The sequence below is a fragment of the Maritalea mobilis genome (assembly GCF_019800885.1).
Taxonomy (GTDB): Bacteria; Pseudomonadota; Alphaproteobacteria; order Rhodobacterales; family Rhodobacteraceae; genus Roseibacterium; species Roseibacterium beibuensis.
On the sequence record NZ_JAHVKE010000005.1, the window covers coordinates 179,542 to 202,632 of the forward strand.

23 protein-coding genes and 1 tRNA gene are annotated in these 23,091 nt (G+C 65.2%); 16 read left to right on the forward strand and 8 right to left on the reverse strand.

Going from position 1 to position 23,091, the window contains the following annotated elements:
* Positions 1-191 precede the first annotated feature (191 nt).
* The 4 genes from KUV65_RS16830 (at position 192) to KUV65_RS16845 (ending at position 3,988) form a co-directional block, all read left to right on the forward strand.
* Positions 192-437 carry a hypothetical protein gene (locus tag KUV65_RS16830; protein ID WP_222191896.1) on the forward strand — a complete coding sequence of 82 codons (246 nt, stop codon included), beginning with the start codon at positions 192-194 and terminating at the stop codon, positions 435-437.
* Between the two features lie 105 nt (positions 438-542).
* Positions 543-1,619: a branched-chain amino acid ABC transporter permease gene (locus tag KUV65_RS16835; protein WP_222191897.1), complete on the forward strand. Its 1,077-nt coding sequence runs from the start codon at positions 543-545 to the stop codon at positions 1,617-1,619.
* A gap of 97 nt (positions 1,620-1,716) precedes the next feature.
* The gene (locus KUV65_RS16840) at positions 1,717-3,000 is read left to right on the forward strand and encodes an ABC transporter substrate-binding protein (RefSeq protein WP_222191898.1); all 1,284 of its coding nucleotides are present in this window, start codon (positions 1,717-1,719) and stop codon (positions 2,998-3,000) included.
* Positions 3,001-3,127: 127 nt separating this feature from the next.
* Positions 3,128-3,988: an ABC transporter ATP-binding protein gene (locus KUV65_RS16845; RefSeq protein WP_222191899.1), complete on the forward strand. Its 861-nt coding sequence runs from the start codon at positions 3,128-3,130 to the stop codon at positions 3,986-3,988.
* Here the strand turns inward: KUV65_RS16845 and KUV65_RS16850 are convergent.
* A complete protein-coding gene (locus KUV65_RS16850; protein WP_222191900.1) occupies positions 3,958-4,881 on the reverse strand; it encodes a hypothetical protein in 924 nt (307 codons plus the stop codon). The genes KUV65_RS16845 and KUV65_RS16850 overlap by 31 nt on opposite strands.
* A 145-nt stretch (positions 4,882-5,026) precedes the next feature.
* Here KUV65_RS16850 and KUV65_RS16855 point away from each other — a divergent pair, with 145 nt between their 5' ends.
* Complete coding sequence (locus KUV65_RS16855; RefSeq protein WP_261331852.1) at positions 5,027-6,259, forward strand: phenylacetate--CoA ligase family protein; 1,233 nt, start codon at positions 5,027-5,029, stop codon at positions 6,257-6,259.
* Positions 6,260-6,361: 102 nt separating this feature from the next.
* Positions 6,362-8,002, forward strand: a complete 1,641-nt coding sequence (locus tag KUV65_RS16860) for a peptidoglycan-binding protein (protein ID WP_222191901.1) — start codon at positions 6,362-6,364, stop codon at positions 8,000-8,002.
* Between the two features lie 73 nt (positions 8,003-8,075).
* On the opposite strand, the gene ykgO is transcribed toward KUV65_RS16860, so the two are convergent.
* Positions 8,076-8,201, reverse strand: a complete 126-nt coding sequence (ykgO, locus tag KUV65_RS16865; protein WP_012177066.1) for a type B 50S ribosomal protein L36 — start codon at positions 8,199-8,201, stop codon at positions 8,076-8,078.
* A 94-nt stretch (positions 8,202-8,295) separates the two neighbouring features.
* Positions 8,296-8,370: transfer RNA gene (locus KUV65_RS16870), tRNA-Val, on the reverse strand.
* A gap of 170 nt (positions 8,371-8,540) precedes the next feature.
* On the opposite strand from KUV65_RS16870, the gene KUV65_RS16875 reads away from it, so the two are divergent.
* Complete coding sequence (locus tag KUV65_RS16875; protein WP_222191902.1) at positions 8,541-9,398, forward strand: N-formylglutamate amidohydrolase; 858 nt, start codon at positions 8,541-8,543, stop codon at positions 9,396-9,398.
* Between the two features lie 12 nt (positions 9,399-9,410).
* On the opposite strand, the gene KUV65_RS16880 is transcribed toward KUV65_RS16875, so the two are convergent.
* Complete coding sequence (locus tag KUV65_RS16880) at positions 9,411-10,664, reverse strand: DNA polymerase IV (protein ID WP_222191903.1); 1,254 nt, start codon at positions 10,662-10,664, stop codon at positions 9,411-9,413.
* Positions 10,665-10,763: 99 nt separating this feature from the next.
* Here KUV65_RS16880 and KUV65_RS16885 point away from each other — a divergent pair, with 99 nt between their 5' ends.
* The 4 genes from KUV65_RS16885 to KUV65_RS16900 all read left to right on the forward strand — a co-directional run bounded on the left by KUV65_RS16885 (position 10,764) and on the right by KUV65_RS16900 (position 13,136).
* On the forward strand, positions 10,764-11,078 hold the full coding sequence (locus tag KUV65_RS16885) for a DUF6958 family protein (protein WP_222191904.1): 315 nt from the start codon (positions 10,764-10,766) through the stop codon (positions 11,076-11,078).
* A gap of 84 nt (positions 11,079-11,162) precedes the next feature.
* Positions 11,163-12,077, forward strand: a complete 915-nt coding sequence (locus KUV65_RS16890; RefSeq protein WP_222191905.1) for an SPFH domain-containing protein — start codon at positions 11,163-11,165, stop codon at positions 12,075-12,077.
* Positions 12,074-12,364 (forward strand): NfeD family protein, encoded by a 291-nt coding sequence (locus KUV65_RS16895; RefSeq protein ID WP_222191906.1) that lies wholly within the window; start codon positions 12,074-12,076, stop codon positions 12,362-12,364. Before KUV65_RS16890 ends, KUV65_RS16895 begins: the two co-directional genes overlap by 4 nt.
* A complete protein-coding gene (locus tag KUV65_RS16900) occupies positions 12,354-13,136 on the forward strand; it encodes a hypothetical protein (protein WP_222191907.1) in 783 nt (260 codons plus the stop codon). Before KUV65_RS16895 ends, KUV65_RS16900 begins: the two co-directional genes overlap by 11 nt.
* On the opposite strand, the gene pyrF is transcribed toward KUV65_RS16900, so the two are convergent.
* Positions 13,133-13,822, reverse strand: coding sequence for an orotidine-5'-phosphate decarboxylase (gene pyrF, locus KUV65_RS16905; RefSeq protein WP_222191908.1), 690 nt, complete (start codon positions 13,820-13,822; stop codon positions 13,133-13,135). The two genes, KUV65_RS16900 and pyrF, sit on opposite strands and share 4 nt — an antisense overlap.
* A gap of 150 nt (positions 13,823-13,972) precedes the next feature.
* On the opposite strand from pyrF, the gene KUV65_RS16910 reads away from it, so the two are divergent.
* Both KUV65_RS16910 and clpB read left to right on the forward strand, forming a co-directional pair.
* Positions 13,973-15,373 carry a hypothetical protein gene (locus KUV65_RS16910; protein ID WP_222191909.1) on the forward strand — a complete coding sequence of 467 codons (1,401 nt, stop codon included), beginning with the start codon at positions 13,973-13,975 and terminating at the stop codon, positions 15,371-15,373.
* Positions 15,374-15,597: 224 nt separating this feature from the next.
* Positions 15,598-18,213: an ATP-dependent chaperone ClpB gene (gene clpB, locus KUV65_RS16915; protein ID WP_222191910.1), complete on the forward strand. Its 2,616-nt coding sequence runs from the start codon at positions 15,598-15,600 to the stop codon at positions 18,211-18,213.
* Between the two features lie 75 nt (positions 18,214-18,288).
* Here clpB and KUV65_RS16920 read toward each other — a convergent pair whose 3' ends face one another.
* Positions 18,289-18,786: a fasciclin domain-containing protein gene (locus KUV65_RS16920; protein WP_222191911.1), complete on the reverse strand. Its 498-nt coding sequence runs from the start codon at positions 18,784-18,786 to the stop codon at positions 18,289-18,291.
* 75 nt (positions 18,787-18,861) lie between these two features.
* Positions 18,862-19,344, reverse strand: coding sequence for a fasciclin domain-containing protein (locus KUV65_RS16925; protein ID WP_222191912.1), 483 nt, complete (start codon positions 19,342-19,344; stop codon positions 18,862-18,864).
* Between the two features lie 241 nt (positions 19,345-19,585).
* On the opposite strand from KUV65_RS16925, the gene KUV65_RS16930 reads away from it, so the two are divergent.
* The 3 genes from KUV65_RS16930 to msrQ all read left to right on the forward strand — a co-directional run bounded on the left by KUV65_RS16930 (position 19,586) and on the right by msrQ (position 22,745).
* On the forward strand, positions 19,586-21,049 hold the full coding sequence (locus KUV65_RS16930; protein WP_261331853.1) for an FMN-binding glutamate synthase family protein: 1,464 nt from the start codon (positions 19,586-19,588) through the stop codon (positions 21,047-21,049).
* Positions 21,050-21,193: 144 nt separating this feature from the next.
* Complete coding sequence (gene msrP, locus KUV65_RS16935) at positions 21,194-22,102, forward strand: protein-methionine-sulfoxide reductase catalytic subunit MsrP (RefSeq protein ID WP_222191914.1); 909 nt, start codon at positions 21,194-21,196, stop codon at positions 22,100-22,102.
* Positions 22,103-22,106: 4 nt separating this feature from the next.
* Complete coding sequence (msrQ, locus tag KUV65_RS16940; RefSeq protein WP_261331854.1) at positions 22,107-22,745, forward strand: protein-methionine-sulfoxide reductase heme-binding subunit MsrQ; 639 nt, start codon at positions 22,107-22,109, stop codon at positions 22,743-22,745.
* A gap of 165 nt (positions 22,746-22,910) precedes the next feature.
* On the opposite strand, the gene KUV65_RS16945 is transcribed toward msrQ, so the two are convergent.
* Positions 22,911-23,091: hypothetical protein (locus tag KUV65_RS16945; protein ID WP_222191915.1), on the reverse strand; the 181-nt coding region annotated here is incomplete at its 5' end.

Consider the following 23,091-nt stretch of genomic DNA (forward strand, 5'->3'; position numbering starts at 1 on the left):
CGGGCAGAACAGCGTGACGCTGCGCACGCGTGTTACCACCGGGCCGCGCGAAGGTGGCCCGCGCAAGAAAATTGCTGACGTCCAGCTTCTGCCAGTGCATGATGGTGCGGCGTTGTCCGTCGAGGCAACGCTTCGGGGGACCGGGCGGGGAGGCCCGTTGACCCCCTTTGTCCTAGGGAGGATGGACGAAAATGGCATTGGACGATCTCCAGCAGCCGAATATCGGCGAGCCAGACTTTGCGAAGGGGGCATCGTCACCCGGATTGAAGATGTGTGCGATCCTGACGACGATCGGCTTCGCGATCTTCTGGGTAAGCGCGCTCTTCACCGTGGCCGGTGTGGTCGGGGGATCGGGCATGCATTGGAGCATGCCGGTTCTTTGCGTCATCGGTCTGGCGGTCGGCATCTTCGGCCGGCGCCGGGTGGAGTGCCGCTGACGCCGCCTGCCGCGGCCAATTTCAAACAATGTAACGATCGAGAGGCATCGGGGCGCGCAAGCGACCGCGGTGCCTGTTCGCATGCGCTGATCCGGGGAGGGATGCATGTTTTACCGTGAGGCCGGCGACTTCAAGACAAGCTACGCCGAGGACAACCAGACCTTCCCGATCAAGTTCGACCGGTTCCGTTACTATGCCGTGCTGCTGGTCGCCCTGGGAATCATCCCGTTCTTCATAAATGACTACTGGGCGAACGCGCTGCTGATCCCCTTCCTGATCTATGCCATTGCGGCCATCGGGCTGAACATCCTGACCGGCTATTGCGGGCAGGTGTCGCTGGGGACGGGCGGGTTCATGGCCGTGGGCGCTTATGCCTCCTACAAGCTGATGACAGCCTTTCCCTGGATGGACATGGTGAGCGTCACGCTGCTGGCGGGTCTGATCACCGCGATGGTCGGGGTCGCGTTCGGCCTGCCCTCGCTGAGGATCAAGGGATTCTACCTGGCCGTGGCGACACTGGCGGCGCAGTTCTTCCTCGTGTGGATGTTCAACAAGGTGCCGTGGTTCTACAACTACTCGGCCTCCGGACAGATCAGCGCGCCGGAACGCACGATGTTCGGCCTTGCCGTTACCGGCCCCAATGCCGATGCCTGGGTGCGCTACCTGTTCTGCCTGTTCTTCGTCTTCGTCCTGGCCTGGCTGGCACGCAACCTGACGCGCGGCTCGATCGGGCGGCAGTGGATGGCGATCCGCGACATGGATATCGCGGCAGAGATCATCGGGGTGAACCCGCTCAAGGCGAAACTGACGGCCTTCGCGGTCAGCTCGTTCTTCGTGGGCATCGCGGGAGGGCTGCTGTTCACGGTCTATCTCGGCGCGGTCGAAGTGGGCGAAGCCTTTGGCATCACCAAATCGTTCCTTGTGCTGTTCATGATCATCATCGGCGGGCTCGGCAGCCTGTTCGGCAGCTTTGCCGGAGCGGCGTTCATGGTGCTGTTGCCGGTGGTTTTGCGGAACTTCATGACCGGCACGCTGGGCTGGGAAAGCACGATCGCGACCCATTTCGAATTCGTCATCGTCGGCGGCCTGATCATGTTCTTCCTGATCGTCGAGCCGCACGGCCTGGCGCGGCTTTGGCAACTGACCAAGGAAAAGCTGAGATTGTGGCCCTTCCCGCACTGAGGAGGAGGACGGGAGGCGTCACGACGAAACGACAGACCGGGGGCAACCCGGCACTCAAGGAAACGCATCGGATAAACCAAATGGGAGGATACCCCCGATGAAGAAACTGGCAACATTCGCCGCAGCCGGCATGATGGCCGCAAGCCCGGCGCTCGCTGACCTGGTGATCCCGGATCTGCACTATCGCACCGGGCCCTACGCTGCTGGCGGCATCCCGTTCTCGGACGGCTACCAGGATTACTTCAACCTGCTGAATGCACGCGATGGCGGCATCGGCGGCGAGGAAATTCGCATCATCGGCTGCGAAACCGCCTACAACACCGAGCGTGGCGTGGAATGCTACGAGTCGACCAAGGGCGAAGGCGCGCTGGTCTATCAGCCGCTGTCGACCGGCATCACCTACCAGCTGATCCCGCGTGCGACCGCCGACGGCATCCCGCTTCACACGATGGGTTATGGCCGCACCTCGGCCGCGAATGGCGAGGTGTTCAGCCATGTCTTCAACTACCCGGCCAACTACTGGGATGGCGCGAGCGTGATCATCAACCAGTTGCTGGAAGAGAATGACGGCAACCTTGAGGGGCAGACTATCGCGCTGCTCTATCACAACTCGGCTTATGGCCGGGAGCCGATCCGCACGCTTGAGATCCTCTCGGAACAGCACGGGTTCGAACTGACCCAGCTGGCCGTGGACCACCCCGGTCAGGAGCAGGGCAACCAGTGGCTGCAAATCCGCCGCGAACGTCCCGATTACGTGATCATGTGGGGCTGGGGCGTGATGAACCAGGTCGCCGTGCAGGAAGCCGCGAACATCCGCTACCCGATGGAGAATTTCATCGGCAACTGGTGGGCCGGGGCCGAGCATGACGTGATCCCCGCCGGTGCGGCCGCGAATGGCTACCGGGCGCTGAACATGAACCGCCTGGGCGACATGCCGGTGTTCGACGAGATCCGCGAACTGGTGCACGAGGCCGGCAATGCGGCCGGTGACGGCAGCAACATCGGCACCGTGCTGTACACCCGCGGGATGTATGCCGCGATGCTGGCTGCCGAGGCGATCCGCACTGCGCAGGAGATGCACGGTGTTGCCGCCATCACGCCCGAGATGATGCGTGACGGTATGGAGGCGCTGTCGATCACCAATGCGCGCATGGAAGAGCTGGGCATGCCGGGTGTCGGGCCAGAGTTCAACGTGACCTGCGCCGATCACGGCGGCACGGGCATGGCGATCATGCAGCAGTGGAATGCAGACGCTCAGGAATGGGTGACGCTCACCGACTTCATCTCGCCCGATGACAGCGTGACCCAGCCGCTGGTTCTCGAGGACTCGGCCCAGTTCGCCGAGGAAAACGGCATCGAGCTGCGCTGCCAGGACAGCTGATCTGACAAGACCTCCGGCGGCGGCGCGGGCCGCTGCCGCCGGACCACCAATTCGACGACAGAAGACGACGACGTGGCAGCGCGCAGGGCGGCGCGGGCGACGTGACCCTTAACCGAGGATTGCCGAGATGCTGGATCAGCCGACAGAACTGCATGGCGACGGGCACGCGCCCGAACTGGCCGGGGCCGAGGACCTGCTGGAAGTCAACAATATCGAGGTGATCTACAACCACGTGATCCTCGTGCTGAAAGGCGTGAGCCTCAAGGTGCCGAAAGGGGGCATCACCGCGCTTCTGGGCGGGAACGGGGCGGGCAAGACCACCACGCTCAAGGCGATCTCGAACCTGCTGCATTCCGAACGCGGCGAGGTGACGAAGGGCAATATCAAGTATCGCGGCGAGGGCGTTGCGAACCTGTCGCCCTCGGACCTGGTGGACCGCGGCGTGATCCAGGTGATGGAAGGCCGCCATTGTTTCGAACACCTGACCATCGAGGAAAACCTGCTGACCGGCGCCTATACCCGCAAGGACGGGCGCGGTGCGGTCGCGGCCGATCTGGACATGGTCTACGAGTATTTCCCGCGGCTGAAACAGCGCCGCACCAGCCAGGCGGGCTATACCTCGGGCGGGGAGCAGCAGATGTGCGCCATCGGGCGCGCGCTGATGAGCCGGCCCGAGACGATCCTGCTGGACGAGCCGTCGATGGGCCTTGCGCCGCAGCTGGTCGAACAGATCTTCGACATCGTGAAGCGGCTGAACGAAGAGCAGGGCGTGACTTTCCTGCTGGCCGAGCAGAACACGAACGTGGCGCTGCGCTTTGCGCATTACGGCTACATCCTGGAATCGGGCCGCGTCGTCATGGACGGTCCGGCGCAGAGCCTGCGCGAGAACCCGGATGTGAAGGAATTCTACCTCGGTATGAGCGACGAGGGGCGCAAAAGCTTTCGCGACGTGCGCAGCTACCGCCGCCGCAAGCGCTGGCTGAGCTGATGGGCGCGGCGTCGCTCGACATGGCGGCGAGGCGGGGGTGGGACCTGCCCGGTCGCGGCTTCGGCCTTGATCTCGTCGAGCCGGGCGAGCGCCTCGTCCCGCGTGTTGCGGACATTGGGGCGGAAGCCCTGGCTTTCGGCACGCATGCGGATCGTTTCCTCGGTCTCCGAGCCGGTGGCGTAGCGCACGGTGCCGAGCGATCCGTCGATATTGAGCTGCTTGCCACGATGGGCGTAGCGGACCCAGGCCGCCGGGTGGATCTCGCAGCCGTTCATGTTGATCAGGAAGAACCACTTGCGCCCGGTCGCGGCGCGTTCCTCGGCGACGTAGTCGTAGAAATCGTCGACGTCGCGGCTGTGGTAGAAGACGAACCCGGAGAGGTCGACCTCCATGATCTCGGTCGCCGCGTCGAAGGACAGCCGTTTGACGAAGTCCTCCCGCGTGTAGCTGGGATCGTGGCTGATGAACTTGCGCCGCTTGCTGGGCAGGCTTTTCAGCCGGGCAAGCGCGTCTTCACGGTTGGTGAAAAGGTTGGGGTCGAAGGCCTCGGTATCGGCGGCAAAAGCGATCTGGCGGCGCGTGACCTCGGATGGATCAAACCGGGTGGAGCCCATGGAATGGGCGAGGTTGAGCGCCTTGCCGCGCCGCGAATAGGAAAACCATGCATCGTGGTCGATGCGGGTGTCGGACAGGTTGACGAGGAAGAACCACAACTCTTCGCCGCTTGCGGCGATGCGTTCCTCGACCCGGTCGTAGAAGCGGTTGGTGATGGCCGAGCCGTCGAAATTGAAGCCGGTCAGGTCAAACTCGATGATCTGCAAATCGTCGTGGAAGATGATGCGGCGGTCAATCTCGGCGTCGGTGACCTCCGTCGGCGTGGCTGTGTCGCTCAAGGGCATGCCCTTTCTTCGTCTTTTCCGGCCCGCTGCCTGCCACGGGTCAATCGTGAACCATCTTTTTTCCGGGAACCTGCGTACGGGATGGGGCGCCGCCGATCAATTCGGCAGGCTGTCGCGCGTCCCAAGGGAGTATGATTCGATGAGGGATGACGTGAGCCAGTTCTTCGACGCGTTGGAAACGCGCACCGCCGATGAGCGTGCCGCCGACATGGCGCAGCGTCTGCCCGAGCAGGTGGCGCGAGCGAAATCCCTGCCCGGCTATGGCGAGAGCCTTGCCGATGTCGATCCTGCGGCGGTGGTCGATCGTGCGGCGCTGGCGAGGTTGCCGGTGTTGCGCAAATCGGAGTTGGGCAAGGCGCAGGCAGGGCATGCCCCCTTTGGTGGGTTCACGGTGAAACCGGCCAGCGGGTTCGCCCATATCTTCCAGTCGCCCGGGCCGATCTACGAGCCCGGCGACGTCAGCCATGACTGGTGGCGTATCGGGCGGTTCCTGCATGCGGCAGGCGTGGGCGCGGGCGATATCGTGCAGAACTGTTTCGGCTATCACCTGACGCCCGCGGGGATGATCTTTGAATCCGGGGCGCGGGCCGTGGGGGCCGCGGTGGTGCCCGCAGGCGTCGGGCAGACCGAGTTGCAGGTGCGCGCGGCGGCGGATGTCGGCTCGACCGCCTATGCCGGGACGCCGGATTACCTGAAGGTGATCCTCGACAAGGCCGAGGAGATGGGTGTCGCGCTCGGGTTCACCAAGGCGACGGTCGGGGGCGGGGCGCTGTTTCCCAGCTTGCGGCAGGAATATGCGGATCGCGGAATCCGCTGCCTGCAGAATTACGCCACGGCGGATCTTGGCAATATCGCCTACGAAACCCCCGCGATGGAGGGGATGATCGTGGACGAGGGCGTGATCGTCGAGATCGTGCGCCCCGGCACGGGCGATCCGGTGGACGAGGGCGAGGTGGGCGAGGTTGTCGTGACTACGCTGAACCCCGACTACCCGCTGATCCGCTTCGCGACGGGCGACATGTCGGCCGTTCTGCCGGGCGAAAGCCCCTGTGGCCGGACCAACATGCGGATCAAGGGCTGGATGGGCCGCGCGGACCAGACCACCAAGATCAAGGGCATGTTCGTGCGCCCCGAGCAGGTGGCCGAGTTCGTGGCCCGTCATCCCGAGGTCAAGCGCGCCCGCGTGATCGCGACGCGCGAGGGCGAGATGGACGCGATGACCGTGCAGGTCGAGGCCGAGGGCGGTGATGCGGCCGCCTATGGCGACAGCGTGGCGTCCTGCCTGAAACTGAAGGGCAAGATCGAGGTCGTGGCACCCGGAAGCCTGCCCAATGATGGCAAGGTGATCGACGATCAGCGCAGCTACGACTGATCGGGCGGCGTGATATCCGCTGGCAGGGCGCTGTCATCGGTTAACATGGGCGGGTGATGCTAGCTGGGGGAGATGATTCCCCAAATGCGGAGGTGCCCGTCCATGCGCGCGCGATCCATTCTTCTTGCCCTGTCTGTTGCCCTGCCGGTTCCGGCCTTTGCCGATACGGCCCTGATCCTTGCCAATGCGCGCTACGCGGAGGCTCAGAACCTCCGGACCACGCGCGATTTCCTGCGGTTGGAAGACGACTTGCAAGCCGCAGGCTTCGACGTGATCGTCGTGGAAAACGGCGATGCGGGCGAGTTGCGGCAGGGGTTGTCCGAATTGCTGAACGCGGACGAGGACGAACGCGTTCTGATCGCTGCCGTGGGGCATTTCGTGCGCAGCAGCATTGGAGGAGACAGCTGGCTGGCGGGGACGGATGCGAACCGGCCCGATCTGGCCGAGATCTCCGGCGACGGCCTTCCGGTCTCGGTCATGGCCGAGGTTGCGGCCAGCGCGCCGGGGCGCGCGATGGTCCTGCTGGGCCTCGAGAACCGGCAATTCATCCTTGGGCGCGGATTGGAACAGGGGCTGGGACCGGTGGAGCCGCCGCAGGGTGTGACCGTGATCTCCGGGCCGACGCGCGACCTGTCGGCCCTGGTGCGCGGCCCGCTTCTGATGCCGGGCACCGACCTTTCGGCGGTTTTGGAGCGCACATCGTCCCTGACGGTCAGCGGGTTCGTCTCGCCGGCCCTTCCCTTCACCGCCGAGGCCACGGCCCCGCAACCGGCCCCGCTGCCCCCGTCGTCCGGGCCGAGTGCCGAGGAACTGGCCCTGTGGGAGGCTGCAGAGGAGTTGAACACCCCCGCGGCTTACAACGCCTATTTGCAACGCTACCCGCAAGGCGCCTTTGCCGCGATCGCACGGGAACGGGCCGCTGCGCCGCAGTCCACGCCGGAAGAGGTGGCGCAGGCGAATGAAGACGCCCTGAACCTCGATCGCAACGCGCGGCGGCAGGTGCAGCGCTACCTGACGATCCTTGGCTATGACACGCGCGGGATCGACGGGATTTTCGGCAACGGCACGCGCACGGCGATCCGGTCGTGGCAGGCCGCGCAAGGCGTGGCCGTCACGGGCTACCTGAACGCCCCGCAACTGGCCGCGCTGAGCGAACAGGGGCGCGTGCGTCAGGCCGAGATCGAGGAAGAAGAGCGCCTGCGCCGCGAGGCCGAGGCGCGTGCCGACCGCGCCTATTGGCAGGCGACGGGGCAGGGCCAGACCGAGCAGGGGCTGCGCGACTACCTCGACCGCTATCCCGACGGGTTGTTTGCGGATGTCGCCGAAGCGCGCCTGGCCGATATCCTGGCCGCGCGCGAAGGGGCGGCATGGCAGGCCGCGCGGCAGACCAACACGGTTGCCTCGTACCGCGCCTATCTCGACGATTACCCGAACGGGACCCATGCCGATGACGCGCGGGCGCGGATCGAGGCGCTGCAATCGGGCCTGACCCCCGAGGAGCGCGCGCGGCTGGAAGCGCAGGAAGCGGCGCTGAACCTGCAACCGATCACGCGGTCGTTGATCGAACAGCGGCTGGACCGGCTTGGCTTCAACCCCGGCCGGGTGGATGGCCGGTTCGATGCCGATACGCGGCGGGCGATCCGCCGCTACCAGCAGGCGCGGGGCTTTCCGGTGACGGGCTATCTGGACCAGGTGTTGGTGGTGCGCCTTCTGGCGGAGTCCATCGGTGGCATCCTGCGCTAAGGTGCGCGTCCCCCTCCGAAACGAGAAAGGCCGCCCAACCGGGCGGCCCTTTTCTTAAGTCGCTTGCGCGATCTCAGCCCTGGCGGGCCTTGAAGCGGCGCTGGGTCTTGTTGATCACGTAGACCCGGCCCTTGCGGCGCACGACGCGGCAATCGCGATGGCGCTGCTTGAGCGAGCGGAGCGAGTTCTTGACCTTCATCGGTCTTCTCCTTCGTCGCGGCGCGGCGATGCGCCTTGAAATCCTTGGCCCCTTGGAGGGACCGGCGAACCCGCGACCTTTCGGAGCGCGGGGGTGGTGGGCGGTACTGGGATCGAACCAGTGACCCCTACGATGTCAACGTAGTGCTCTACCGCTGAGCTAACCGCCCGTAACCCTTGGCGTCTGGACCGGGGCAAGGCGAAAACGCCTGCGCCCCATGCCGCGTCGCGCCGCGTGGGTGAGCGGTCTATAAAAGGAGTCGAAACGGGGTTCAAGGGCTTTTGGCATCCTAAAAATCCCCGCTATATGTTACGGGAGAAAAGCCCCCGAGGAGACCGGATGCACCCGCCCTTCCGCCTGATCCAGCCTGACGAGGCGGTGACCCCGGTCATCGTGGCCTCGCCGCATTCGGGCCGGCATTATCCCAAGGCATTCGTGCAGGCCAGCATGCTGGATCAGCGCACGATCCGGTCCTCGGAAGATGCGTTCATGGACGATCTCGTCTGCGAGGCACCGCGGCTGGGGGCGCCTTTGCTGCTGGCGGAATACCCGCGCGCCTACCTGGACCTCAACCGCAGCCGGGACGAGCTGGACCCCGCGGTGATCGACGGTGTGACGCGCGTCGTGACAACGCCGCGGATCAATTCCGGCCTGGGCGTGATCCCGCGAGTCGTCGCCAACGGTCGGGCGATCTATCGCGGCAAACTGCGGCTGGCCGAGGCCGAGATGCGGCTGAACACGATCTGGCAGCCCTATCACGATTGCCTCGACGGCTTGATGCGCACGACCCATGCGCAGTTTGGCGAGGCCGTGGTGCTCGATTTCCACTCGATGCCGCATGAGGCGCTGGACAGCCTTGCGCGGCCCGGCCATCGGCGGCCCGAGGTCGTGCTGGGGGATCGGTTCGGCGCCTCGGCGCGGGCCGATATCGTCGATGCGCTGGAAGCGGGCTTTTTCGACGCGGGGCTGGTTGTCAGCCGCAATGCGCCTTTTGCCGGGGCCTATGTCGCGCAGCGCTATGGCCGCCCGTCGCGCAACTGGCATGCGGTTCAGATCGAGATCGACCGGTCGCTCTACATGAACGAGCAGATGATCCGCCCGAACGGAAATTTCGATGCGGTGAAGCAGATCGTCACCGAGGTGCTGTCGCGCGTGATCGGCAACGAGGGCGTCAGCCTGCCGCTTGCCGCGGAATGATCTTGCCCTGACCTAGCGCAGCGCGCGGCCCTTCAGAATCGCCTCGGCCCCGAACTTGGCGCGGATCTTGTCGGTGGCCTGTTCGGCGGCGATCCGCGCGGCCTCTTGCGGGTCGAGCAGGTCGCCTTCGCGGTCGGCCTCGGCGGCTGGCAACAGGTCCGAGATGCCGACGCCGATCAGGCGGTAAGGCTTGGGATGGTCCATGCGGTCGAACAGGCCGCGCGCGGTGCGATAGATCCGATCGGCGATCTGGGTGCCGTCGGGCAGGGTCACGCGGCGGGTCAGGAGGCGGAAATCGTTGCGCTTGAGCTTGAGCGTGACGGTGCGCCCCGCCAGCCCCTTGGCCTTGGCGCGGTCCGACAGCTTTTCCGACAGGCGCCAGATATGGCCATCCAGCAGGCTGACATCGGCGATGTCATCGGAAAAGGTCGTCTCGTTCGAGATGCTTTTTACGGCGCGGTCGCGGGCCACGCGCCGGTGGTCGATGCCGCGGGCAAGATCGTAGAGGCGCAGCCCCTGAGAACCGAAGCGGTCTGCCAGCGCGTCACGCTCCCAGCGGCGCAGGTCGGCGATGGTGCGGATGCCCGCATCGGCCAGCGCGCGCTGACCCGCATCGCCGAGGCCCCAGATTACGCCGACGGGTCGCGCTTCGAGGAAGTCGAGGGTTTCGGCCTTGCCGATCACGGAAAACCCGCGCGGCTTGTCGAGGTCCGAGGCCATCTTGGCGAGAAACTTGTTGTGGCTGAGCCCGATGGACCCGGTGATGCCAAGCTCGGCCTGGATGCGTTTGACGAGGCGGGCCAGCATGATGGCGGGCGGCTGGCCGTGCAGCCGCTGGGTGCCGGTCAGGTCGAGAAACGCCTCGTCCAGCGACAGGGGTTCGATGGCGGGGGTCATGTCCTCCATCATCTGGCGGATCTGGCGGCTGACCTCGGAATAGACCTCCATCCGGCCCTTCACGACAACCGCTTCGGGGCAGAGTTTCAGCGCCTTGAACATCGGCATGGCCGAGCGCACGCCCTTGATCCGCGCGATGTAGCACGCGGTGGAGACGACGCCGCGCTTGCCGCCACCGATGATGACGGGCTTGTCGCGCAGCTCGGGATTGTCGCGTTTCTCGACCGAGGCATAGAACGCGTCGCAATCCATATGGGCGATGGACAGGTCGAACAGTTCCGGGTGGGCCGTGACACGCGGGCTGCGGCAGGCCGGACACCGGGTGCCGGTTTCGAAACTGGTCAGACAATCGCGGCATAGGGCGGGCATGGCTTAAAAGATAGGCGTTGGATCGCCGGTCCGAAAGCGCGCAGATGCGGAGGGCTGCGAATATCGGCTATGATGGGCTGACCGATGACACCGGGGGCCATGATGCCGGACCGAGACATGATCGCCTGCCGAACACCCGTCGAGGGCAAGGAGGGTGTCACCAACATCCCCGCCTGGAAATACAAGGCCGTGCGCCGCGCCATCCTGCACGCGGTCGAAGGGGCGGGGGGCGATGGCCTGCCCTTCGCGGAACTGACGGTCGCGGTGCGATCCCGCCTGTCCGGGGATGAACTGGCCCGGCTGGGCGCGTTGGGATGGCATTGCACGACGGTGAAGCTGAACATGGAAGTCGAGGGAGAGATCGCCCGCCTGCCCGGATCTGGTCCGCAACGCCTTGTGCGCTGCACGCGCTGAACGCGCGAGGGTGGGGAAATCCCGCCCCCGTTTCCCGTGTGAAAGCGCTTTGCCCGGCGGTATCTTCGGGGCATTCTCCGCCGCATGAAGCCGGAAGATACCGATATGGATATTGATATGATTACCGATCTCGTAGGCGGGAACCTCGTGGTTCTCCTGCTGGCCCTTTTCATCATTCTTTGCGTGTTCCTTGCGATCCGGATCGTGCCGCAATCCGAGCAGCACGTGGTGGAACGCTTTGGCCGGCTGAAATCCGTGCTGGGGCCGGGGATCAACTTCATCGTGCCGTTCCTGGACAAGGTGGCGCACAAGGTCTCGATCCTGGAACGCCAGTTGCCCAATGCCAGCCAGGACGCGATCACGGCAGACAACGTGTTGGTGCAGGTGGAAACCAGCGTGTTCTACCGCATTCTCGAACCTGAAAAGACGGTCTATCGCATCCGTGACGTGGACGGGGCGATTGCCACCACGGTGGCCGGTATCGTGCGGGCCGAGATCGGCAAGATGGAACTGGACGAGGTGCAGTCGAACCGCTCCACGCTGATCGCGACGATCAAGACCAGCGTCGAAGATGCCGTCGACAACTGGGGGATCGAGGTGACGCGGGCCGAGATCCTCGATGTGAACCTCGACCAGGCGACGCGCGACGCGATGCTGCAACAGCTGAACGCCGAACGGGAACGCCGGGCCGCCGTGACGCGGGCCGAGGGGCAGAAGCGCGCGGTCGAGCTTCAGGCCGATGGTGACCTCTACGCCGCCCGCCAGGAGGCCGAAGCCCGCCGCGTGCAGGCCGATGCCGAGGCCTATGCCACGGGCGTCGTGGCCGAGGCCATCGCCAAGGGCGGGTTGGAAGCCGTGCAATACAACATCGCGCTGGAGCAGGTGAAAGGCATTACCCGTATGGCCGAAGGGCAGGGCACGCAGACCATCGTTGTGCCCGCCGACGCCGCAGATGCCTTTGGCAAGGCGTTCCAGATGCTGAAAGGGCGCAGCACATGACCCTTTGGAGTGAATGGTGGGTCTGGGGCGTCGCCGCGATCGCGCTGGCGGTGGGCGAGGTGATCCTGCCGACCTTCGTGCTGTTGGGGTTTGCCATCGGCGCGGCGGTTGTCGCCCTGTTGTTGCTGGTGGGCGGTCCGCTTGCGGTCTGGCTGGGCGGGTCGGTCCCGGCGCTGCTGCTGGTCTTTGCCGTGATCTCGCTGATTTCGTGGCTGGGGCTGCGGCAGTGGCTGGGCGTTTATCGCGGGCAGGTGAAGACCTTCGATCACGATATCAATGACGACTGACCTGTCGGCCTACGCCGATCTGTCCGAGCGGCTTGCGACTGTCCCGGCAGACGGGGAGATGCGCCTGACGCCCGAGCGGTTCCCGTCGGGTTTGGCCGAGCAATCGCCCTTTGACGGGCTGGTCCTTCACCGCCCGACCCGGCGGCTGGTCAGCTGGGCCGGTGAGCCGGATATGCCGTTCGAGATCATCGACCAGTCCCTTGGCCATGACTGGTTCGCACTGCCCGAAGGCTATCGGCGCGTCGCGCTCTGGATGCTGCACCTGCTGTTTTCCGGCCGCGATTGGGCGGGGCTGCGCCTGACGCATGGCAACGCGCAGATCGACATGCTGTGGGTCCTGATCGAGCGCCCCGTGCCGAGAAAGCCGTTTCTCGACCTCGCGGCGCCCGCCGCCTACGCGGCCTGCACCTACATCCCGCAAGAGGTGGCGCGGCACCCTTTCGCCGACGGGGCCATGTCCGGGGGCGAGCGCGTGGCGCCCGAGGATCGGCCGATGTTCCGTTTCGGTTGGTCCGACGAGGCCGCGCGGGGGCGGGCCGATCTGTCCGAGGCGGACCAGGTCATCTTGAGCCTCTCGCCCGAGGGGCTGGTCGCGCTGGCGGAATTGCTGCTCGATTTTGCGCGGGCCGACAACAGGCAGGATGAGATCACCCTCGAACCGCCCAATCTCGGGTTTGCCGGGACGCGGCCGCTGAGCCTTGAGGCGCGGTTCTGGTTGCCGGGCAGCTTTGCCTTTCAGGCCGAGGCGTTGGACGGGCTGACGCCGGCCTAGGGCAGTTCGGCGAGAACGGCACGGGCGGCGGCGGCGGGGTCGTCCGCCTGCCAGATCGGCCGCCCGATCACGATATGATCCGCCCCTTCCGCGATGGCGGCAGCCGGCGTCGCGATGCGCTTCTGGTCGTCCTGCGAGGACCCGGCGGGGCGCACGCCGGGGGTCACGATCAGCCGCCCCTCTGCTTCGGGCAGGGCGCGGATCGCCGCCGCCTCGTTCGGGGAGGCGATCACACCGTCCGCCCCCGCGGCAAAGGCGCGCGCGGCCCGCTCGATCACCATGTCGCGGATATCGCCCGCCTGCATCATTCCGTCATCCAGGTCGCTACGGTCGAGCGAGGTCAGGATCGTCACGCCAAGAATCTTGAGGTTCTTTCCGGCGGCCCCTTCCTTGGCGGCGCGCACCACATGCGGATCGCCATGCACGGTCAGGAAATCGAGGTCGTATTGCGCCAGGCCGCGCACCGCCGCTTCGACCGTGGCCCCGATGTCAAAGAGCTTCATGTCGAGGAAAATGCGTTTGCCGTGTTCCTGCTTGAGTTCATTGGCCAGGGCGAGGCCGCCGCCCGTCAGCATCCCGAGCCCGATCTTGTAAAAGCCGACGGCGTCGCCGATGCGGTTGGCCAGCTCCAACCCTTCGAGTGCATTCGGCACGTCGAGGGCCACGATCAGTCGGTCATCGGACATCGGAAACTCCCTGCTTGGTTCGGGTGTCTGTCGCGTCTGACACCCCGTGCTGTCAAGCAGTGTTGCATCGCAGAAAATTCATGTAAGGTCCGGCGCAACGACCGGGAAACGCGCTTTGATGCAACTTGGTGCTTAACGGAGGTAGCCGAGATGTCTGAGGGTAAACCCGACAGTGGGTTTTCGACACCGGTCAAGGGCGGGATTGCCGCTCTGGTCGCGCTGGCGTTCATTATACTGGGGATCGATTTGGCCAATGGCCCACGTGAAAACGACGTGGACGCCGAGGAAATCGCCATGCTGGAAGACGCCGTTGTCGAGGGCGAAGAGGCCGCGATGACGGACGACGCTGCCACGGCAGCGGAAGAAACTGAAATGGCGGCCGATGAGGCCACCGAGGATACGGCGGGCCCGGAGGGTGAGTCGCCCGAAGCCGCCGAGGCCGAGGACGGCGCAGACGCCGCCGCCGAGGCCGAGACGGTCGAAGAGGGTGAGGAGGCTGCCTCCGAGATGGCCGAAGAGGCATCTGACGAAGGCACCGAAGCCGAAGCTGCCGTGACCGAGGATGCTGCTGCTGCCGAAGACGGCACCGAGGCAGAGGCCACCGAAGAAGCTGCCGTTGACGAAGAAGCCGAAGCCGCTGCCGAGGGCGAAAGCACCGATGCCGCGGCACCGGGAGCCGTCGAAGCCGAAGCTGCGGCCGACACCACCGAGGCCGCTGCGGCGGATGAGGCGGTTGAAGCCGAAGGGACCGAAGCCGCCACTGATGAGGCGATGACGGAAGAGGCACCGGAAACAGAACCGGCTGCCGCAGAAGATGAAGCGACGGAGCCGGAAGCGCCTGAGGCCGAAGCCGCCGAAGACGCCGCTCCGGCAGAGGACGGTGCTGAGGCCGCAGAAGGCGACGCGGCTGCGACCGAGGAGGGCGAAGAAGCCACCGAAGAGGCTGCGACCGACACGGAAGGCACCGAGCCCGAGGCGACTGAAGGTGAAGCTGCTGAAGCCGCCGCTCCGGAAGCGGAAGGCACCGAGGCCGCTGCCGCTGAAGAAGGCGACGTTGCTGTAGCCGAAGAAGGCGAAGCCGCCGCTGTCGAAGGCGAAGAGGCTGCGGAGCCCGAAGCCGCCGAAGGGACGGCTGAGGAAGAAGCAGTCGAAGACGGCACCCAACCGGTTGCCGAGGACGAGGGCGCCACGCCCGCGACCGAGTCGACGCAGACCGATGCCGCCCCGGCGATCCCGGCCTCCGAGCAGGATGAGACGCCTGCCGCCGCAGCCGGCGCAGAGGATGGTGCCGCGACCGAGCCTGCCGAGGGCGAGGCGGAAGCTGCCCCTGAGGCGACCGAGCCCGCAGCCGAAGAGGCAACAGCCGAAGCCGCCCCGGCCTATGAGCCGTCGGCAGAGGAACTGGCGATCCTTCGCCAGATCTCGGAAGCCAGCCGGATAGCTGTCGAGCAGACCGAGATTGCCCGCGCCGCCAGCGCAGCCGCTGCCGCCGCACAGGCCGATTTCGAGCGCCTTCTGCAAGAGCTTGAGGCCATGCGCGCAGCCGAATAAGCGCGCATTGCCGAAAATTACCGAAAGGGCGCCTTCGCGGGCGCCCTTTCATATGTCTGAACGGTCCTGTCCGGGCCGTGCCCGGCGATAGTTGGCGATTGAAAACATCGGCCCATCGCTTGCAGCGCGCTGGCCCGCTTCCCATATCCTTGGACGAGGCCCCACCAAGGCCATGCCGCAAAGCGGGTGGTTATCTCAGGGGCGCTTGGAAAAGGAGAGACGTGATGAACTTGGAGAAGTTCACGGATCGTGCCCGCGGTTTCCTTCAGGCCGCGCAGACGATTGCACAGCGCGAGGACCATCAGAAACTGGTCCCCGAGCACTTGCTGAAGGCCCTTCTGGATGACGAACAAGGCATGGCTGCCAACCTGATCCAACGGTCGGGGGGCGCTCCGGCGCGCGTGCGCGAGGCGCTGGATGCAGCGATGGCGAAATTGCCCAAGGTCACGGGCGATGGCGCGCAGGTCTATCTGGACAAGCAGACCGCCAAGGTTCTGGACGAGGCCGAGAAGCTGGCCGAGAAGGCCGGTGACAGTTTCGTTGCGGTGGAGCGTGTGCTGACCGCACTGGCCATGGTGAAATCCGGCGCCAAGGACGCGCTGGATGCGGGCGCGGTGAACGCGCAGGCGCTCAATGCCGCGATCAACGATCTGCGCAAGGGGCGCACGGCCGACAGCGCCGGGGCCGAGGACAATTACGATGCCCTCAAGAAATACGCCCGCGACCTGACCGAAGCCGCGCGCGAGGGCAAGATCGACCCGATTATCGGCCGCGACGAGGAAATCCGCCGCGCCATGCAGGTGCTCAGCCGCCGGACCAAGAACAACCCCGTTCTGATCGGGGAACCCGGCGTCGGCAAGACCGCGATCGCCGAGGGCCTCGCCTTGCGGATCGTGAATGGCGACGTACCCGAAAGCCTGCGCAACAAGACGCTGATGGCGCTGGACATGGGCGCGCTGATCGCCGGTGCGAAATATCGCGGCGAGTTCGAAGAGCGGCTCAAGGCGATCCTGTCGGAAATCACGGCAGCCGCCGGTGAGATCATCCTGTTCATCGACGAGATGCACACGCTGGTTGGTGCGGGCAAGACGGATGGCGCGATGGATGCCGCCAACCTGATCAAGCCGGCGCTGGCGCGAGGCGAGTTGCACTGCGTGGGTGCGACGACGCTGGATGAATACCGCAAATACGTCGAGAAGGACGCGGCGCTTGCGCGGCGGTTCCAGCCCCTCGTGGTCGAGGAGCCGACGGTCGAGGACACGGTCAGCATCCTGCGGGGCATCAAGGAGAAATACGAACTGCACCATGGTGTGCGGATCTCGGACGCTGCCCTGGTGGCTGCCGCGACGCTGAGCCATCGCTACATCACCGACCGCTTCCTGCCCGACAAGGCCATCGACCTGATGGACGAGGCCGCCAGCCGCTTGCGGATGGAGGTGGACAGCAAGCCCGAAGAGCTTGATGCGCTGGATCGCCAGATCCTGCAGATGCAGATCGAGGCCGAGGCGCTGAAGAAGGAAGACGACCAGGCATCCAAGGACCGGCTGGAAAAGCTGGAAAAGGAACTGTCCGACCTGCAACAGCAATCCGCCGAGATGACGGCCAAGTGGCAATCCGAACGCGACAAGCTGGAAAGTGCGCGGGGCCTCAAGGAAAAGCTGGACCACGCCCGTGCCGAGCTGGAGCAGGCGAAGCGCAATGGCGATCTGGCCAAGGCCGGAGAGCTGTCCTACGGCGTGATCCCGCAGCTTGAAAAGCAGCTGGCCGAGGCCGAGGCGCAGGACGACGAGGTGATGGTCGAAGAGGCCGTCCGCCCCGAACAGATCGCCGCCGTAGTCGAGCGTTGGACGGGCATCCCGATGTCCAAGATGCTGGAAGGCGAGCGCGAGAAATTGCTGCGCATGGAAGAAGAGCTTGGCCGCCGCGTGATCGGTCAGACCGCCGCCGTGACCGCCGTGTCGAACGCGGTGCGCCGCGCGCGCGCAGGCTTGCAGGACGAGAACCGCCCGCTGGGGTCGTTCCTGTTCCTCGGGCCCACTGGTGTCGGCAAGACCGAGTTGACCAAGGCGCTGGCCGAGTACCTCTTCGATGACGATCAGGCGATGGTCCGCATCGACATGTCCGAGTTCATGGAGAAGCACTCGGTCGCCCGCCTCATCGGCGCGCCTCCGGGCTATGTCGGCTATGACGAGGGTGGCGTGTTGACCGAGGCCGTGCGTCGGCGCCCCTACCAGGTGATCCTGTTCGACGAGGTCGAAAAGGCCCACCCCGAGGTGTTCAACGTCCTGTTGCAGGTGCTGGATGACGGTATCCTGACGGACGGGCAGGGCCGCACGGTCGACTTCAAGCAGACGCTGATCGTGCTGACCTCGAACCTCGGGTCGCAGGCGCTGAGCCAGTTGCCCGACGGGTCCGACCCGAGCCAGGCCAAGCGCGATGTGATGGACGCCGTGCGCGCCCATTTCCGGCCCGAGTTCCTGAACCGTCTGGACGACATGATCGTCTTCGACCGCCTGACGCGCGAGGATATGGACGGGATCGTCCGCATCCAGCTGAGGCGTCTGGAACGGCGTCTGGCGCAGCGCAAGATCACGCTGGACATGGACGAGGCCGCGATGAAGTGGCTGGCCGACGAGGGCTATGACCCGGTCTTCGGGGCGCGTCCGCTGAAGCGCGTGATCCAGACCGCGTTGCAGAACCCGCTGGCCGAGATGATCCTGGCGGGTGACGTCAAGGACGGTGACACACTGCATGTCGGCGCTGGAACCGACGGCCTGATCGTCGGGGATCGCGTCACGGCCTCGAACCGGCCCAAGCCGGATGATGCCGTGGTGCACTGAGCGCCGATACAGAATTGGGAAAGGCCCCGTGCATCGCGCGGGGCCTTTCTTGTTTTCGGAAGGATGGTTGCCGGATCAGTGCGGCAGGAGAACGCCGTCGATGATGTGCACAACGCCGTTCGAGGCGAAGACATCCGCGGTGGTCACGGCGATATTGCCGTTCAGATGCACGCCGCCCCCGCGGCCATTCATACGGATATGGTCGCCTTGGACCGTGGGCAGCACGCCGCTTTGTCCGATCAGCGCCTCGGCCGGGTAATAGTCGGCGCTGACGTGGTAGGTCAGCACGTCGGTCAGCGCGGCGGTATCGGCCAGCAGGCTGTCGAGCACGCCATGGGGCAGGTGCTCGAAGGCGCGGTTAGTCGGCGCGAAGACGGTGAAGTTGCCATCCGCCGAAAGTGTATCGACCAGACCAGCGGCCTGAACGGCGGTGACCAGCGTGGAGAGATCGGGCGTGGCGGCGGCAAGCTCGACGATGGTCTGCGAGCCGGTCACGGCGCGGGCCGGGACGGACAGGGCCAGCGGTGCGGCAAGCGTTGCGGCGGTTGCGGTGATGAATTGACGACGATCCATTTTGGTCCCCTTCTTGAATTCTGATTTGGATGCAAAAAGGCCGGGCGCGTGGGCCCGGCCTTGTCGATCAGCGCCTTACATCGGCGGCATGATCACGCTGTCGATGACGTGGATCACGCCGTTCGAAGCTTCGATGTCGGCGGCGGTCACGGTTGCATCGTTGACCATCACGGTGTCCCCGAGGGTGATGGTGATGTCCGAGCCTTCGACCGTTGCGGCGGTCATGCCGTCCGACAGGTCACCCGACATGACGGCGCCCGGAACCACGTGGTAGGTCAGGATGGACACCAGCTGATCACGGTTCTCTTCCATCAGAAGCGACTCGACGGTGCCTTCGGGCAGCGCGGCGAAAGCTTCGTCGGTCGGCGCGAAGACGGTGAACGGACCTTCGCCCGAAAGCGTCTCGACCAGGCCGGCGGCTTCAACGGCGGCGACGAGGGTGGTGAAATTGCCGGCCTCGACGGCGGTTTCAACGACGGTCATGCCGCCATGAGCTTCGGCAAAGGCGGGGCCTGCAAGAGCAGTGGTGGCGGCGAGTGCGATAAGAGTGTTGCGCATTGGTCGTCTCCTGTTTTCCAGTTAGAAAGCGGGCACCGATACCGGCCCCGTCGCAGCGGGAGATGCGCGCGCCCCTTGCGGTTTCAACATAGGCGATTGCCTGCCTATGGCCTTGACGGGTGGTCCTTTTCGCCTAAGCCACGCCGTTTTTCGGTTTCCATTCAAACCCGCGTGATATGAGTTGAGACGACGTGACCCAACCTGTCACAAATCGCGGGCCACCATGTGGGGGAGGATAGCCTTGGCCTGGTATCTTGAAGCACTGGCACTGGCCTTCTGGCTGGTGATCGGGTTCGCGGCGCTGCTGGCGGTGATCGTCTTTCTGATTGACCGGATGCAGACGGGCGACGCGATCCGGCGCAACTACCCCGTCATCGGGCGGTTCCGTGGCCTCTTCACCACGCTGGGCGAGTTCTTTCGCCAATACTTCTTTGCCATGGATCGGGAGGAGTTGCCGTTCAACCGCGCGCAGCGCGACTGGGTTGCGCATGCCGGGGCCGGTGGATCGAATACGCGGCCCTTCGGATCGACCCGGAATATCGAGGTCGTCGGCACGCCGCTGTTCACGCCCGATCCGTTCCCGCCGCTGGACGATCAGTTCGCCAGTTCCGAGCCGATGCAGATCGGCCCCCATGCGACGATCCCCTACGAGGCGAAAAGCTTTTTCAACATCTCGGGGATGAGCTATGGCGCGATCTCGGCCCCGGCGGTGCGCGCGCTCAGCCGGGGCGCCCGGACGGCCGGGATGTGGATGAACACCGGGGAAGGGGGGCTGTCGCCCTATCACCTGGAGGGGGAGGCCGACCTCGTCTACCAGATCGGAACGGCGAAATACGGGGTGCGCGATGCCGAGGGCAACCTCGATGACGCCAAGCTGCGGGCGATTGCCGAACACACGCAGGTCAAGATGTTCGAGCTGAAGCTGGCGCAGGGGGCCAAGCCCGGCAAGGGCGGCATCCTGCCCGCCGCCAAGATCACGGACGAGATCGCCGAGATCCGCGGCTTGCCGAAAGGGCAGGACGGGATCAGCCCCAATCGTCACCGCGAGGCGGGCAATATCGGCGAGCTTCTGGACCTGATCGGCCATATCCGCGACGTCACCGGCAAACCCACGGGGATCAAGACCGTGATGGGCGACCCCGAGGATTTCCGGTTGCTCTTCGACGAGATCACCCGGCGGGGCGCGGAATGCGCGCCGGATTTCATCACGCTCGACGGCGGAGAGGGCGGCACCGGGGCCGCGCCGATGCCCCTGATGGACCTTGTCGGCCTGTCGATCCGTGAAGCCCTGCCGCGCCTGACGGATATGCGGAACCGCGCGGGCCTGCGTGACCGGATACGGCTGATCGCCAGCGGCAAACTGGTGAACCCGGGCGACGTGGCCTGGGCCCTGGCGGCGGGGGCGGATTTCGTGGTCTCCGCGCGCGGGTTCATGTTCGCGCTGGGCTGTATCCAGGCGCTCAAGTGCCACAAGAACACCTGCCCGACCGGCATCACCACCCATGAAGAACGCCTGCAGGCGGGGCTGGTCGTGCGGCAAAAGGACAAGCGCGTGGCGAATTATGCCAAGGGCATCGTGAAAGAGGTCGAGGTGATCGCCCACTCTGTCGGCGTGTCCGAGCCGCGCAAGCTGCGCCGCCGCCATGTTCGGCTGGTGCAGCCGAACGGGTCGTCAATGCCGATGGACCAGCTGTATCCCGCCTGAGACGCCCCCGCGCGTGCGCGGTTCCCAAAGGCACACGCCAAAACACGCGACTTGAACAGTTTCGTGAGATTGCGTGTCAGGTGTTGGGTCAAGCCCATCTATCGGGGCAGAACATACGCAAGCCGATAGAAAGGGAGGTTCCGCATGGCCCGCCGCTACACATCCGACCTGACCTGGGATGACGTCACGCCCAAGGCGCTGTTCCTGAACCGCCGCCAGATCATGGCCGGGGGCGGTGCCCTGGCCGCGTCGGGCATGCTGGGCCGTGCGGCCCATGCGCAGGAGAATGACCTTCAGCTGAACAGTTGGGAAGAGATCACCACCTACAACAACTACTACGAGTTCGGCACGCGCAAGAACGACCCGGTCGAGAACGCCCATATGCTGACGACGCAGCCCTGGTCGATCGAGATCGACGGCATGGTCGACAATCCGGGCACCTATAGCCTCGAAGACATCCTGTCCGAGGTCGAGATCGAGGAACGCATCTACCGCCTTCGCTGCGTCGAGGCGTGGTCGATGGTCGTGCCGTGGAACGGGTTCGAACTGGCCGATCTGCTCACCCGCGTCGGCGTGCAGGACGGCGCGCGCTACGTCGCCTTCCAGACGGCGAACCGCCCCGAAGAGATGCCGGGCCTGCGGGTGCCGGTTCTGGACTGGCCCTATCGCGAGGGGCTGCGCCTCGACGAGGCGATGCATCCGCTGACCATCATGGCGACCGGCATCTACGGCGAACCGATCCCGAACCAGAACGGCGCGCCGATCCGGCTGGTGGTGCCATGGAAATACGGGTTCAAGTCGATCAAGTCGATCGTGCGGATCACCCTGACCGATGAACAGCCCTATGCCAGCTGGAATGCATCGCAGCCGCGGGAATACGGGTTCTATTCCAACGTGAACCCGAACGTGGATCATCCCCGCTGGAGCCAGGCGACCGAACGCAGGGTAGGGGGCGGCCTGTTCGCGCGCCGCATCCCGACCTTGATGTTCAACGGCTACGAGGAGGAGGTCGCCTCGCTCTACGAGGGGATGGACCTGGCAGAGTATTTCTGAACCGATGGCAAGTCTTGGCCAGATGGCGGCGCAAAGCGACATGGTGCAGGGGCTGAACGCCGGACTGCGCCGGGTGCCCCCATGGGTGCTGTATCTGGCTGGGGCCGGATGGGCGGGTTGGTTGTTCTACCTTGCCGCGACCGGTGGCCTGGGCGTCGAGCCGATCGAGGCGCTGGAACATCGTTACGGCGAGTTGGCCCTGCAACTGATCGTTGTCGGATTGGCCGTGACACCCCTGCGCCGGCATCTCGGCGTGAACCTGATGCCGTTTCGGCGGGCCATCGGCGTGCTGACCTTCTTCTTCGTACTGGCCCATTTCCTGGTCTGGGCCATCCTCGATGTGCAGACTCTCTCGGCGGTCTGGGCCGATATCCTCGACCGGCCCTACGTGACGATCGGCATGGGGGGCTTTCTTCTGTTGCTTCCGCTGGCGGTCACCTCGAACAACTGGTCGGTGCGGAAACTGGGCGGGGCCGCGTGGCGCCGCGTGCACAAGCTGGTTTACCCGGCGGCTGTGCTCGGGGCGGTTCACTATGTGTGGTTGGCAAAGGGCTTCCAGATCGAGCCACTGGTCTACCTGGGGCTGATCCTGGTGCTGCTGGCGCTGCGGATTCGTCCCAAGGCGACTCGCCCGATCCGATGAATCGCCGGCGACTCGGCGGAGTCGCGGCCCTTGAGGGGCATATTTGGGGAGAAGCTTGTGAGTAACCGCAAGCGACCCAAGGTAAGCTTCCGTCCCGAGCCAAATGAGTCGACTTGTCGGTTATCAAATCCGGCCGATCTACAGGCTAAATAGGTCATGGATAATTCAATAAACTATTGAAAATGCGTAATTATTCAGCCCAAGGCAAAAAAATGGCATGTTTCTGCAAAAAACCTCTTGCGGGTTTTGGGTGCTATCCGTAAACACCCCTTCACCGGCGGCGCTGAGGCGCTGACGGGACGCCAAGCGGGTCTGACGCGGACGAAGCGGATGGGAAGCGCGGCAC

Coding starts and splice junctions, on each gene's coding strand:
- msrP (WP_222191914.1), top strand. CDS start 21,194: ATGGCCCGCCGCTACACATCCGACCTGACCTGGGATGACGTCACGCCC.
- pyrF (WP_222191908.1), bottom strand. CDS start 13,822: ATGTCCGATGACCGACTGATCGTGGCCCTCGACGTGCCGAATGCACTC.
- KUV65_RS16920 (WP_222191911.1), bottom strand. CDS start 18,786: ATGGATCGTCGTCAATTCATCACCGCAACCGCCGCAACGCTTGCCGCA.
- KUV65_RS16890 (WP_222191905.1), top strand. CDS start 11,163: ATGAAGCCGGAAGATACCGATATGGATATTGATATGATTACCGATCTC.
- KUV65_RS16845 (WP_222191899.1), top strand. CDS start 3,128: ATGCTGGATCAGCCGACAGAACTGCATGGCGACGGGCACGCGCCCGAA.
- KUV65_RS16880 (WP_222191903.1), bottom strand. CDS start 10,664: ATGCCCGCCCTATGCCGCGATTGTCTGACCAGTTTCGAAACCGGCACC.
- KUV65_RS16840 (WP_222191898.1), top strand. CDS start 1,717: ATGAAGAAACTGGCAACATTCGCCGCAGCCGGCATGATGGCCGCAAGC.
- KUV65_RS16860 (WP_222191901.1), top strand. CDS start 6,362: ATGCGCGCGCGATCCATTCTTCTTGCCCTGTCTGTTGCCCTGCCGGTT.
- KUV65_RS16855 (WP_261331852.1), top strand. CDS start 5,027: ATGAGGGATGACGTGAGCCAGTTCTTCGACGCGTTGGAAACGCGCACC.
- clpB (WP_222191910.1), top strand. CDS start 15,598: ATGAACTTGGAGAAGTTCACGGATCGTGCCCGCGGTTTCCTTCAGGCC.
- KUV65_RS16895 (WP_222191906.1), top strand. CDS start 12,074: ATGACCCTTTGGAGTGAATGGTGGGTCTGGGGCGTCGCCGCGATCGCG.
- KUV65_RS16875 (WP_222191902.1), top strand. CDS start 8,541: ATGCACCCGCCCTTCCGCCTGATCCAGCCTGACGAGGCGGTGACCCCG.
- KUV65_RS16830 (WP_222191896.1), top strand. CDS start 192: ATGGCATTGGACGATCTCCAGCAGCCGAATATCGGCGAGCCAGACTTT.
- KUV65_RS16910 (WP_222191909.1), top strand. CDS start 13,973: ATGTCTGAGGGTAAACCCGACAGTGGGTTTTCGACACCGGTCAAGGGC.
- KUV65_RS16925 (WP_222191912.1), bottom strand. CDS start 19,344: ATGCGCAACACTCTTATCGCACTCGCCGCCACCACTGCTCTTGCAGGC.
- msrQ (WP_261331854.1), top strand. CDS start 22,107: ATGGCAAGTCTTGGCCAGATGGCGGCGCAAAGCGACATGGTGCAGGGG.
- KUV65_RS16885 (WP_222191904.1), top strand. CDS start 10,764: ATGATGCCGGACCGAGACATGATCGCCTGCCGAACACCCGTCGAGGGC.
- KUV65_RS16835 (WP_222191897.1), top strand. CDS start 543: ATGTTTTACCGTGAGGCCGGCGACTTCAAGACAAGCTACGCCGAGGAC.
- KUV65_RS16900 (WP_222191907.1), top strand. CDS start 12,354: ATGACGACTGACCTGTCGGCCTACGCCGATCTGTCCGAGCGGCTTGCG.
- ykgO (WP_012177066.1), bottom strand. CDS start 8,201: ATGAAGGTCAAGAACTCGCTCCGCTCGCTCAAGCAGCGCCATCGCGAT.